The organism is Halioglobus maricola (genome assembly GCF_009388985.1).
Taxonomy (GTDB): Bacteria; Pseudomonadota; Gammaproteobacteria; order Pseudomonadales; family Halieaceae; genus Halioglobus; species Halioglobus maricola.
The window spans coordinates 3,115,890-3,128,494 of record NZ_CP036422.1 but is presented as its reverse complement, the minus strand read 5'-3'; the positions used below and the strand labels follow the sequence as shown (position 1 = coordinate 3,128,494).

Annotated in this window: 13 protein-coding genes; all 13 read left to right on the top strand. The window is 57.9% G+C overall.

Annotated features, from left to right (window positions below; translation table 11 throughout):
* Positions 1-4: 4 nt before the first annotated feature.
* The gene (locus EY643_RS14225; RefSeq protein WP_153239856.1) at positions 5-796 is read left to right on the top strand and encodes an SDR family oxidoreductase; all 792 of its coding nucleotides are present in this window, start codon (positions 5-7) and stop codon (positions 794-796) included.
* A 28-nt stretch (positions 797-824) separates the two neighbouring features.
* Positions 825-2,027 (top strand): acetyl-CoA C-acyltransferase, encoded by a 1,203-nt coding sequence (locus EY643_RS14220; RefSeq protein WP_153239855.1) that lies wholly within the window; start codon positions 825-827, stop codon positions 2,025-2,027.
* A 145-nt stretch (positions 2,028-2,172) separates the two neighbouring features.
* Positions 2,173-3,915, top strand: a complete 1,743-nt coding sequence (gene gspE, locus EY643_RS14215) for a type II secretion system ATPase GspE (protein WP_153239854.1) — start codon at positions 2,173-2,175, stop codon at positions 3,913-3,915.
* Between the two features lie 3 nt (positions 3,916-3,918).
* Complete coding sequence (locus EY643_RS14210; protein ID WP_153239853.1) at positions 3,919-5,127, top strand: type II secretion system F family protein; 1,209 nt, start codon at positions 3,919-3,921, stop codon at positions 5,125-5,127.
* 11 nt (positions 5,128-5,138) lie between these two features.
* On the top strand, positions 5,139-5,582 hold the full coding sequence (gene gspG, locus EY643_RS14205) for a type II secretion system major pseudopilin GspG (protein WP_153239852.1): 444 nt from the start codon (positions 5,139-5,141) through the stop codon (positions 5,580-5,582).
* 65 nt (positions 5,583-5,647) lie between these two features.
* Positions 5,648-6,070, top strand: coding sequence for a type II secretion system protein (locus tag EY643_RS14200; RefSeq protein WP_205743076.1), 423 nt, complete (start codon positions 5,648-5,650; stop codon positions 6,068-6,070).
* Complete coding sequence (locus tag EY643_RS14195) at positions 6,060-6,437, top strand: type IV pilus modification PilV family protein (protein WP_153239850.1); 378 nt, start codon at positions 6,060-6,062, stop codon at positions 6,435-6,437. The genes EY643_RS14200 and EY643_RS14195 overlap by 11 nt, the downstream gene beginning before the upstream one ends.
* A complete protein-coding gene (locus EY643_RS14190; RefSeq protein ID WP_153239849.1) occupies positions 6,434-7,039 on the top strand; it encodes a prepilin-type N-terminal cleavage/methylation domain-containing protein in 606 nt (201 codons plus the stop codon). Before EY643_RS14195 ends, EY643_RS14190 begins: the two co-directional genes overlap by 4 nt.
* The gene (locus EY643_RS14185; protein WP_153239848.1) at positions 7,036-7,899 is read left to right on the top strand and encodes a type II secretion system protein GspK; all 864 of its coding nucleotides are present in this window, start codon (positions 7,036-7,038) and stop codon (positions 7,897-7,899) included. The genes EY643_RS14190 and EY643_RS14185 overlap by 4 nt, the downstream gene beginning before the upstream one ends.
* 13 nt (positions 7,900-7,912) lie before the next feature.
* The gene (locus EY643_RS14180) at positions 7,913-8,923 is read left to right on the top strand and encodes a PilN domain-containing protein (RefSeq protein WP_153239847.1); all 1,011 of its coding nucleotides are present in this window, start codon (positions 7,913-7,915) and stop codon (positions 8,921-8,923) included.
* Positions 8,923-9,492: a type II secretion system protein GspM gene (gspM, locus tag EY643_RS14175; protein ID WP_153239846.1), complete on the top strand. Its 570-nt coding sequence runs from the start codon at positions 8,923-8,925 to the stop codon at positions 9,490-9,492. The genes EY643_RS14180 and gspM overlap by 1 nt, the downstream gene beginning before the upstream one ends.
* Before the next feature lie 89 nt (positions 9,493-9,581).
* On the top strand, positions 9,582-10,220 hold the full coding sequence (locus EY643_RS14170) for a hypothetical protein (RefSeq protein ID WP_153239845.1): 639 nt from the start codon (positions 9,582-9,584) through the stop codon (positions 10,218-10,220).
* 29 nt (positions 10,221-10,249) lie between these two features.
* Complete coding sequence (gspD, locus tag EY643_RS14165) at positions 10,250-12,439, top strand: type II secretion system secretin GspD (protein WP_153239844.1); 2,190 nt, start codon at positions 10,250-10,252, stop codon at positions 12,437-12,439.
* Positions 12,440-12,605 lie beyond the last annotated feature (166 nt).

Sequence of the window (12,605 nt, the reverse complement as noted above, 5' to 3'; positions counted from 1 at the left end):
AGATATGAGCCTTAAAACACCTGAATATGTGCCTGGTCACGGGCTGATCAAAGGCAAGTCGGTGCTGGTCACCGCAGCAGCTGGTGCCGGTATTGGCTTTGCTGCCGCGACCCGGGCTGCCGAAGAGGGCGCGCGTGCCATAGTGATCAGCGACATACATGAAGGACGCCTTGCGGCGGCGGTCGATAAGCTGAAGGCAGAGACCGGCCTTGCCGATATCTACGGTAAGACCTGTAACGTCGCCGTGGAAAATGAGGTGCAGGCGCTGGTTGCTTATGCCGAGGAAACGCTGGGCGGCGCAGATATCCTGATTAACAATGCCGGTCTCGGTACCTCCAAACTTCTGATCGAAATGGAAGATGACGAGTGGCACAAGGTCATCGACGTCACCTTGAACGGCACCATGCGGATGACGCGCTGCATGATGCGCACGATGAAGGCGCGGGGGCAGGGCGGCGTGATTGTTAACAACGCCTCGGTGCTGGGCTGGCGCGCTCAGAAAGAGCAGGCGCATTACGCGGCGGCCAAGGCCGGGGTCATGGCGCTCACGCGTTGTGCCGCATTGGAAGCTGCAGAGTTTGATGTGCGCATCAACGCGGTGTCGCCATCGATCGTGTTACACCCGATGCTGCGCAAGTCTGCTTCTCAGGAACTTCTCGAGGAGCTGGAGTCCAAGGAAGCCTACGGACGCGCGGCGGAGGCCTGGGAAGTCGCCAATGTCATGATGTTCCTGGCATCCGACTATTCGAGCTACATGACAGGCGAGAATGTTTCAGTGTCCAGTCAGCACGCCTGAGCAACAAAATTTCAATCGGAGAATGAGTATGAGAGAAGCAGTTATCGTATCTACCGCCCGCACCGGGTTGGCCAAGTCTTTCCGTGGCGGATTCAACAACACCGAGGCTCCCGCCATGGGGGGGCACGTTGTGCGCGCCGCGGTGGAGCGCGCTGGCATCGACCCGGCGGAAGTGGACGACTGCCTGTTCGGCGCAGCTGCCCAGCAGGGCTCACAGGGCTATAACATTGGCCGTCTCTGCGGCATTGCCGGTGGATTGCCCGACACTGTGGCGGGCATGTCCATGGATCGTCAGTGCTCTTCCGGCCTGATGACCATCGCCACCGCTGCGAAAAGCATTATGTGCAATGAATACGATATCGCCGTGGCCGGCGGTGTCGAATCGATTTCCCTGGTGCAGACCAAGCACAAGAATACCTACCGGGCGGTTTCTGAAACGGTCACGGCGATCGATCCCACTGCCTATATGCCGATGCTCGAAACAGCCGAAGTGGTGTCCGATCGCTACGGTATCAGCCGCGAGGCTCAGGACGCGTATTCGCTACAGAGTCAGCAGCGCGTAGCTGCAGCACAGCAGGCGGGGCTGTTCGACGATGAGATCGTGCCGATGAATGCCACCATGTCGGTATTCAACCGCGAGACCAAGGAGACGAGCTTTCAGGACACTGTAGTTGATCGCGACGATTGTAACCGCCCGAGCACGACGCTGGAGAATCTGGCTTCACTGGAGCCAGTGTTTAAAGATGGCCAGTGGGTCAAACAGGGCCGTTTTATCACCGCTGGCAACTCGTCCCAGCTGTCCGATGGTGCGTCTGCCTGTGTAGTGATGGACAGTAAATTGGCGGAACAGAAAGGGCTCGCCCCGCTCGGTATCTATCGCGGACTGGCTGTTGCCGGTTGCAAGTCGGATGAGATGGGTATTGGTCCTGTGTTTGCTGTGCCCAAGCTGTTGGCCCGTCACGGCCTGACCGTAAATGATATCGACCTGTGGGAACTAAATGAGGCATTCGCCTGTCAGGTTATCTACAGTCGTGACCAGTTGGGGATCGACAATGACAGGTTGAACGTCAATGGCGGCTCCATTGCCATCGGCCATCCTTTCGGGATGAGCGGTGCGCGGATGGTGGGGCACGCTTTGATCGAGGGTAAGCGTCGCGGCGCGAAATACGTGGTTGTTACCATGTGTATCGGCGGTGGCATGGGCGCAGCGGGTCTCTTCGAGGTCGCCTGATCTGTATCCTGCGGCGGAGTGATCCTGCTCCGCTTGTCTCTCCCTTGTCATTGCATCTACTGCTACAATGTCGGCCATTCCATTCGGAGTGGCCCTTCCAGGTCGCGCTGATGAATTTTTAAACAGCTGCTTGAACTGGAGCATAATGAAAAAAATCGGCGAAATGCTGGTCGAGCAGGGGAAGCTCTCCGAGCGAGATGTGGAGCGCGCGCTGCTTGCCCAGGGCGAAATGGGCGATATGTTCGGACAAGTCCTGATCAAGCTGGGCTTGGTGTCTGAATTCGATTTCGCAACGGTCCTCTCTGCGCAACTCGATATTCCACTGCTGGCTGCCGCCGACTACCCGGAGGAACCTGTCATACTGGAAGCCCTTGCGCAGGATTTCATGTTCAGCCACCTGGTGGTACCCTTCGCGAAAAGTGATGCCGGCATCCGTTTTGCTGCAGCGGTGCCGCAGGATCCATTTCTTGCCAAGGCCCTGCAGATGGCGCTGGATTGCCCGGTAGAGATATCTCTGGGACTTGAATCTGACGTTAACCGCGCGCTACAGCTCTATATTCAGCAGGGTGAAGACGACGAAGAAGAAGGTTTTGATCAGTTTGGCGGTCAGAGCGACGACGAATTTATCGAACACCTGAGGGATCTGGCGAGCGAAGCGCCAGTGATTCGTCTGGTCAATCAGATCATTCATCGCGCGGTAGACAATTCAGCATCAGATATTCACATCGAGCCCTTCGAAGATGGCCTCCACCTGCGCTATCGGGTTGACGGCGTTTTGCAGGATCATCCGGACCCCCCGGCAGCAAATCTCTCCGCCGCGATCGCCTCACGGATCAAGCTGTTGTCGCAGATGAATATAGCCGAGCAGCGCCTGCCCCAGGATGGGCGCATCATGACCCGGGTCAAAGGCCACGAGCTCGATTTACGTGTGTCGACCATTCCTACCGTGCACGGCGAAAGCATTGTGATGCGCGTGTTAGACCGGGAGAGTATTCAACTCAGCCTGCCGGACATGGGGTTTTCCCAGGATACGCTCGAAAAATACCAGAACTTGCTGGCGCGCCCACACGGTGTGCTGTTGGTGACCGGGCCTACCGGTTCGGGTAAGACAACCACTCTCTACGCCTCGCTGGCGTCCCTGGATTCCGAGCAACTTAAAATTATTACGGTGGAAGACCCGGTTGAATATCAGTTGCAGGGCGTCAACCAGATTCAGGTGCAGGCCCAGATAGAGCTCACCTTTGCCCGTGCGTTGCGCGCGATTCTGCGCCAGGACCCGGACATCATCATGATCGGTGAGATGCGCGATACCGAAACCGCCCAGATCGGTGTTCAGTCGGCGCTCACCGGGCACCTGGTGTTATCGACGCTACACACCAATACTGCTGCTGGCGCGATTACCCGGCTGGAAGACATGGGCGTGGAGCGTTACCTCATTACTTCCTCCGTCAATGGTGTATTGGCTCAGCGTCTGGTGCGCAGGCTGTGCCGGCACTGCAAAGAAGAAGCTCCGCTGAGTTCGGAGGCTGCGGCCGCGTCAGGCATTACACCTTTCCTCGAGCCGGGCCAGCGTTCGATTTATCAGGCGACGGGCTGTGAACACTGCATGCACACTGGCTACTCGGGCCGAACATCGATCCATGAACTGTTCCCGCTTGATGACGAAATGCACAGGGTCATCATGACCGGTGCGGATGCCACGACATTGCACGCCGCGGCGCGTCGCCAGGGAATGTATACCCTGTACGAGGATGGCCTGCGTAAAGTTGCTGCGGGCCTCACCTCTATGGAAGAGGTGTTGCGGGTCACCCAGGATCAGAGCGACGACGGTGCACTGGAAGAACTGGTGGATGTGGCAGCAGACGTCGAAACGCAGGCCACGGTCTAAACGGTGGCCACATTCAGCTACAAAGCGGTAGGCCGTGACGGTAAGCCACACAATGGCAGCGTAGAGGCAGACGGTATGGAGCTGGCCTCGCGGCAACTGCGGGCCCAGGGTCTCACCCTGTTGAAGCTGGAGCCGGGTGACAAACTTGCCTCGGGTGGCAAGAAAGTGGTGGCGAAGCCGCCGGGACGGCAGGAAGTGTTGTCAATGACGACCGAGCTTGCAGTGCTGCTGCGCGCTGGCCTGCCACTGGATCGCGCCCTGAAGGTATTGATCGACATGGCGTCCCTCCCGCAAGTGGAAATGCTGCTGCAAGACCTGCTCAAGAACGTCAAAGGCGGCAAGCCTCTCAGCGCGGCCCTTGAGCCTCATGAACACGTGTTCGGCTCTTTTTATATCAGCATGGTTCGGGCAGGCGAGGCCAGTGGTCAACTCTCGAGCGTGCTCGACCGGCTGGTGGAGTACCTGGAGAACGCAAAGGCTAATCGCGACAGCGTAGTTTCCGCGCTTATTTACCCAACCATATTGCTGGTGGTGGCCGTATTGTCCGTAGTTTTGATGCTCGGTTTTGTGGTCCCCCAGTTTGAGGCATTATTCGAGGATATGGGTGATGCCCTGCCATTGCTCACCCAGTGGGTGCTGGCGGGTGCGGACTTTATCAAGTCCTGGGGCTGGTTGCTTGCGTTGGTGACCGTTGCTGGCGGTATCGCTCTGCGGAACTGGATGGCATCTGATGCAGGCAAAGTGGCGTTTGACGAGCGATTGTTAAAATTACCACTCGCGGGTGGGATCATATTCGAATTCGAGATGTCGAAATTTGCTCGCACCGTCGGAACCCTCGTGGGCAACGGCGTGTCGCTGCTGAAGGCGATATCGATTGCGATCGACACCGTGGACAACCGGGTGATGCGGGATTCGTTGCAGGTGTTGCCGCCGGCAGTGAAAGGCGGTCAGCGCATGTCGATCGCGCTGGAAGAGTCCGGAAAATTTACCCCCATGGTTATCCAGATGGTTCGCGTGGGCGAGGAGTCCGGCAGCCTGGATAAAATGCTGCTGGAGCTGGCCAAGGTTTTTGATGACCATGTGCAGTCCGGCGTCAAACGCGGTCTCGCCTTACTGGAGCCGCTACTTATCTTGACCATGGGTTTTGTCATCGCAATTATTATTATCGCCATCCTGATGGGTATCATGTCAGTGAATAATCTGGCTATTTAGAGGAAAAAGAGATGGAACTGAACAACAGAGCTCGCTTCGGGCAGCGCCGTCAACGCGGCTTCACCCTGATGGAACTGCTGGTAGTGCTGGCTATTCTCGGCCTCTTGATGGCGCTTGTTGGCCCCAATGTTCTCAATCAGCTGGGCGGAGCCAAAACCAAGACAGCGGGCATTCAGATCAAGGATCTGGAGCAGGCTTTGGAGATGTATAAGCTGGACGTGGGTCGTTACCCATCAACCCAGGAAGGCCTGGGAGCGCTTGTGAACAAGCCCGGCAACATCACCGGTTGGAACGGCCCCTACCTCAAGTCCGATGTCCCCATGGATCCGTGGAATCGGGCCTACAGCTACAAATACCCCGGCGAGAAGTCAGAAGTGGACATCTTCACCTACGGCGCCAATGGCACACCCGGAGGTGAGGGTGAGGATCGCGACGTGGGTAACTGGAAACAGTAAATGCCTGGCACCTGGTCGGGGCAATGAGCTGCCAGCGAGGCGGTGGTAGGAGCGCAGGCTTCACTATGGTGGAGCTGTTGGTAGCAATCGCCATCGTCGGCCTGTTGATGGCAGTGACGGTGCCCGGCGCTCTAAATTTTTACGAATCAATTCAGTATCGCCAGGCGGTTCGCGAGGTGATTACCACTCTGGGCACTGCGCGCCAGCGCTCTCTCGACACCGGCCGTACCCTGGATGTTTCTTTTGACCTTGAGCGCAACGTCATCGCGCTGGGAGACGATCAGCAGCAATTGCCTGATGACTTCAACCTCGCGGTGACCACCGCGGCAGAGGTTAACCGCGACGGGCTCGGCATTATTCGGTTCTACCCTGAGGGCAGCTCCAGCGGTGGAGACGTGGTGCTGGAATCCCCCACCGGGCGCGGTGTCGTGATCTCCGTTGACTGGCTGATGGGTGGTCTCAGCCAGGAGCCTTTCGATGTACCGTAAATCCCGCGGCTTCTCGCTGCTGGAAATGCTGGTAGCTATTGCGATTCTCTCACTCTCGCTCGGAGCGCTCTATCAGGCAGCCACCGGGGCAACACGCAATGTGCGTACAGCGGAACGCTACGCCTACGGTGTGGAGCTTGCGCGATCTTTGCTTGCGCAGAATGCCCAGGTGCCGGCTAAGGGCGTTGGAGATGCGGGTGAAACTGAAAGCGGTTATCGCTGGGAGGTCAGCAGCAATGCACGCGAGCAGAATCGCAGCAGCCGGGTGCGCGCCGAGTTGCATGATTTGCGGGTTGTCGTGAGCTGGGACGATGGTAGTAAAACCCGGCAAATAGTGCTCGATTCTGTGGTCGAGGCCTATCGATGAAGCCTCGCAAGCGCGCCTCCAGCGGTTTTACTCTTGTCGAAGTGATGGTTGCTATCAGTATTTTGTCGCTGGTGATGTTGGCGCTGGTGACGGGTTTGCGCACGCTCGGTAATACCCAGGTGGCGTTGGAGCGGAAGACGGAGCGCGTCGATGAAATTCGCACTCTCAGTGGGTTCTTGCGTGACTTGATGGAAGCCGCCGTGGTGGGGGAGTCGTCCGGCGGGCTCACGCTCGGTACTGGCGGGAAGGATACTACGTATTTTCGTCTTCGCGACGGCGGAGTTGAGTGGAAGTCGACCATCCTGTTCGGCGAGGCCTATGGTGGGTCGCACATCGTCCGGCTTGCCAAGGAAGGTGATGCGCTGGTATTGCGCTGGGCAGAGCCCACGGAGTCGGGTGACTCGCCAGACCTTTGGAACGATGGCCCCTACAGGGTGTTACTTGCCGAAGTAGAGGAATTTTATGTCGAGTTCCGCCCCGAGTTCACTGACGACTGGGTGGACCGCTGGGAACAAGAAAATATAGCGCCCGCGCTGACCCGGATGCAAATCAAGTCATCCGGGCGTTTCTGGCCTGTGCTGATTATGCAGGTGCAGCGATGAGACGACATCAGAGTGGGGTGGCGCTGGCGTTGGTGGTTTGGTTTATCGCGGGTATGTCGCTTTTGGTTGCAGGAATTGTTTCTCATGCGCGGGTCGATGCGGGTATGACCCAATTGCATCTCGCCAGAGCGAAAACCATTGCTGCTGGCGACGGTGCCATTGCTCTGGCCATGCTCGAGCGATTGAACGAGGGTTCCAGCGCAGCGTCGCAGTCGGCTGCTTCACAGAGCGCTCACATGTTGGGCAGCATCGGGGTGCGCGTGCAGCTGATGCCCGCGAATGGCCTCGTCGATTTGAATACGGCCCCCAAAGAAATTCTAATGGGACTTTTTGTCCTGGGAGGCGCTGTGGATGTAGGGCAGGCGCAAATCGTAGCAGACAATGTGGTACAGTGGCGCCAGCCGAAAACGGGCGCACGCATGGGCCGTGGGAGCAGCATAAATCGCTTCTATGCGCCGGAAGACGTGCTCCGGGTGGATGGTATGACACGCAGTCTGCTGGACTCTATTCGGGACTATGTTGTGGTTGGACCATGGGCATCTGGTGGCATCGATTGGAATGCTTCCCCAGAAGCAGTGATGGGGCTATTGGAGCAAGTGAATCCGGAGCGCGCCAATACGGTGCGGCAACGACGGGACGCTCAGTCGCGAACTAGTGGCCTGAAAAGGGGTCAGAGTTCTGGTAGGAACCGCGGACCGACGGCGTTCAGGGCAGATGCGCTTGTTGAATACGGTGGCAGGACCTGGCTGCGGCGACGTTGGGTGAGCGTGGTGTCAGGTGCAAATTCGAGCCTGCCGTGGCGGGTGGTGCGTACCGAAGCCCCGCGCGTGGTAGCGCAAGGGATGCGGGAATCAGAATAAATGGGACGAAGCAATGTTTGAATCGCAGCAGAACTGGGAGTTGTTCGGCTACGATATGCGCGATCTGGGGCGGCACTTCACCGCTGCCTGGCGCGATTTTCTCTGGGCATATGATTCGCCAGTGCGCGCGCGCCTGGACGAACCTGTGAGGCTGCAGTCAATGGACGGCGTGGCGTGCTACCAGGCGGGTGAATTGTGCACTGGGACCGGCGCTGATTGCGCGGCTGTTTTACTGCCAGAAGACCTGGTTCTGAGCCGCCTGCTGCGACTGCCGCTGGCCGTGGAAAGCGATCTGCCCGCGGTGGTGGCGCTAGAGGTTAACGCCAACAGCCCTTTCTCTGCTGACGATACGGGCTATGGTTGGCGCGTAATAGAACGCGGCGAACAACAACTCAAGGTCGTGCTGGTTATCGTATCGCGCAGTGCTGCGATGACCTACGTGGCGCAAGAATATGGCAGTCATGATCCTCTAGCCCAGGAGCTTTGGGTCGATAGCGAAGGTGCCAAGGTCGTCGTAGAGGGGTTCGGTGAAGGTCAGCGCAGAGAAAGATACAAAAGACGATTGGTGCGCGTTGCTTCAATGTTGGGCGGTGCGGCGCTGGTAGTGTTGGTCGCGATTGCAGCCTCTGCCGGCTTGAAAAAAGTGGAACTTGGCAACGTTGAAGAGATAGCTCAAAGAACCCAAATGGAGACGGCTGAGGCCTCGCGGATGCGGGCAGAGTTGAGCCAGGCCAACGAGGCGATCGCTGAGATCAACACGCTGCAGCAGGATCATCCGAGCCCCCATCTGGAGTTGGCTCGTCTAACCAGTCTATTGAGTGACGATGCCTTTATTGAGCGTTTCTCCATGTCCGGTACTGAAATCGATTTGCGTGGCCGTGCGACTGACGCCTCGAGCCTGATGCAAGTACTAACTGAGCAGGCTGATTATGGTCGGGTATCGGCTGCCAGTCCGATTCGACGTGTGCCAGGGCAGGACAAGGAACAGTTCCATTTGAAAATCACCATGGGAGAGCCGGGTTGATGATCGCCTGGGCCAAAATGCATAGGCGCAGTGCGACAATTTGTGGCCTCACGTTGTTAGTGCCGCTGCTGGTTTATCTTAGCCTGGTCGTGGACGCATGGGGGCTACGTGCGTCTTACCAGGAAGACATCGAGCGCTTGCAGCCCCGTATCGCGCGTATGCAGGGCATTCAGGCGTTCGAGAAAGAGTTGGGCGCTTCTGCAGGGACCGTTCGCCGTCAGGTAGCCGATCTGGTCTATCCGCCAAGTATCGACGCAGCCTCCGCGGGCACCTCACTGCAGAAGGAAGTTCGCCAGTTGATGGGCAGCGCTGGTCTTGCGGTTAGCAATAGCCAATTGCTGCCAGTCCGGGAAGAGGAAAAGTTCGATCGCGTCAGTCTGAAGTTGACGGTAGCGGGTGAATTGCCCGCACTTGATCGGGCGCTGGCATCTCTCAATGACTTTTCTCCGCGAGTCACAGTTGCGACTTTTGATGTCTGGCCCACCCGGCAGCGCCGAAGCAAGGGGGCTGAGCCAACGCAGCAGGTGACAGCGACGATTGAGCTCGTAGCCTTGAGGTCTCTGTTATGACCTCTCTAGGGAGTAGGTATTCGAGCGCCGAAGAGCCTCTGCGAAGTGAGCGCCGGGCCGAGTTAGTTTTGCTGGCGGCAGTCATATTATTGCTGTTGCTCGTTGCTTTCGGTGCCTTCCGGGTTGTGTCCCCATCGTTGTCCGCGCCGATTCCTCCATCGCTGGATTCGCTCGGTGTCACCGTAGCCGGTGGCCCTGGAGAATTGGCTCAGGAGCAGCGAGTGGAGATTCAGTCGCGGCCATTATTCTGGCCTTCCCGCAGACCTCTTGAACCCGCTGCTGAGGAACCTCTCACCGCGGTCAATGAACCTACCGCGGCAAAACCGCTAAAGGGTGTCACGCTTAAGGGTGTATTTGGCGCTGGAGAGGATGCAGGCGTGATCGTACTCAGTAAGGATCGAAAGCGGCGCCTGCTGGTAGGTGATAGCCTTAATGGCTGGACGCTTGATTCGGTGCAGCCTACGGAAGTCCGGTTCGTGGACGGCGCCAATGAGGCGGTGCTGCAATTGAACCGGGGTAAGCTGTCGAAGTCAGCCAAGCGGTCGGATGGCAGCGCTGCAGCCTCAACAGCCCCCGAGCGCGCCGAACCAGAACCGGTACCTGCAGAGCCTTTGCCTGCGAGTGCTCGACATCGTGCGGCACCAGTGGTTCCGGCAGCGGGTAGCTCAGGTGGTTCGGGCTTGGGCCTGGGCGGTGGGGACCGTAACAGAGGCGGCGACAAAAAGTGAAACAGACAAGAATTAAAAGGTCTAATGGGATGAAAACGCTTAGAAATTCGATGTCGACACTGGTGCTGCTTGCACTGGCTGGTTGCGCGACTCTGGAGGATACTCCGGAGGACGAGGCTACTGCGCCGACCCCAGAGCCTCAGTTGGCCACCTCTGCTTCGGAGTTGGCGGACACTGTCGTTGCTGAACAGGATGAAGAGGCAAAAGCACGCGAGGCGATAGTCTACAAGGGGACCGACAGAACAGTCGCCCTGCCGGCCAAACGCGAGCCCGTAAGTTTTCTTGGCGAAGACGTCAGCCTGAATTTTGAACAGGCCCCGCTAGCCGAGGTCACTCATGCGATTATGGGCGACATTCTGAAGCTGGACTACGCCGTGGATCACCAGATCCAGGGGCAGGTGACCCTGCGCACTCGTACGCCGATCCCGCGCGATCAGCTGCTGACCGTGCTTGAGTCACTGCTGAAGGCGAATGACACGATTATGGTTCGTGGCAGTGACGGCCGCTATCTGGTGACTAACGTTGGCCGAGGTACTCGCCTCAATCCAACACTGTCGAACGCGGGCGACTCTGCTGCTGGTTATTCCACAATCATCGTGCCCTTGCAGTACATCAGCGCCAAGAATATGGCGGAGGTTTTGCGCCCGGTGGCGGAGGAATCCGCATTTGTGCGCGTTGACAGCAGCCGTAATCTTCTGATGTTGGCGGGAACCCGGACTCAGCTCGATGGTTGGTTGGATATGGTCGCCACCTTTGACGTGGACCAGTTGCAGGGAATGTCCGTGGCCCTGTTTCCGCTCGAGAACTCCAGTGTCGATGAAGTCACCACCGCGCTGGATGCGATGATGAATGCAGGCGGAGAAGGTGCCAATCTGAAGGACCTTGTGCGAGTGATTCCGGTCGAGCGCCTCAATAGTATTTTACTGGTCACCCCACGAGCCCATTATCTGGCGACCATGCAGAAATGGGTGGAGCGCCTGGACGAGGCCCACTACTCGGAATATGACCAGCGCTTGTATGTCTACCCGGTGCAGAACACCACGGCGAGCCGTCTCGCGGACCTGATCAACGAAATTTATTCGGGCCAGAGCCGCAACCGCAATGATCGCAACAATGGCTCAAGCAGGGATGCAGGTGGTGTAGCGCCCGGCCTGACTTCAGAGAGCCTCGGCAGCAGCACGCGCAGTGGCAGCCTTTCCAATAGTAGTTTCTCCACCGGTAACTCCGGTTCCCGAGGTGGCGGCAGTAGTAGCACCTCGGTGAGCGTTGGTGGCGGCGTCGTGGGTGATATGGAAGCTGTGTCCGACGTGCGTGTGGTGGCCGACGATGAAAACAATGCGCTGATGATATACGCTACCGCGATGCAGTACCGGATTATCGAGTCGGCGCTGGAGCAGCTCGATATTGTCGCGACCCAGGTGATCATAGAGGCCAGTATTATGGAGGTCAGCCTCACTGATGAACTCAGTTACGGCCTAGAGTGGACCTTTAATAACAGTTTGGGCAGCGATTACGACGGCACCGGCTTCCTGTCATCGCTTGAGGGCGTCAGTAGTCCAGCGTCGATCGTCCCTGGTTTCTCATACACCATTACCAACTCTGCTGCCCAGGTGAGCGCGGTTCTGAATGCACTGGCACAGGAAAGCCTGCTCAATATCATCTCCACGCCCTCAGTGATGGTCCTCGATAATCACGAGGCGTATATCCACGTCGGTCAGCAGGTACCTGTGGTCGATTCGCAAACAGAGTCTCTCGCCAGCGATAGCGATCGGGTGACTCAGTCAATTTCCTATCGGGATACGGGTGTGAAGCTGGAGGTTAAGCCCTCGGTCAACGCGGGCGGCCTGGTGACCATGGATGTGATGCAGTCTGTGACAGATGTGGGCCCGATAGACGACGCCTCTGGGCAGCGTCGTTTTCTTGAACGCAATATCCAGAGCCGCGTGGCGGTCCGTTCTGGACAGCCAGTGGTGTTGGGTGGCCTGATCCGGGAAAATGCTACTGAAGCCTCACAGGGGGTGCCCTGGCTGCACAATATCCCGGTGATGGGCAGTTTGTTCGGAACCGATACTGAGACGACGGATCGGACTGAGTTACTTGTGATTATTACCCCCCGAGTGATGTATAACGAGAGCGAGCTGCGCGAAGTGAGTAAGGAAATGCGTTCCCGGCTGCGCAATCTTGAGCTAATTGACGTCCAGGAGCCCGTGCTCCAGTGACCCTCGCGGGCCACTTGAGCGCCAGCTGCACCAAAATGGTACTTTTCACAAACGGCCGGCCTCGGGCAGCGATGACGAGCCACCCTTGGTTCACTGTCAACATACTGCGCTCTCGTTATTGTTCGGCTTGAACGCGTGCCCGACCTTGGGCTGTGCGGAAAACAGG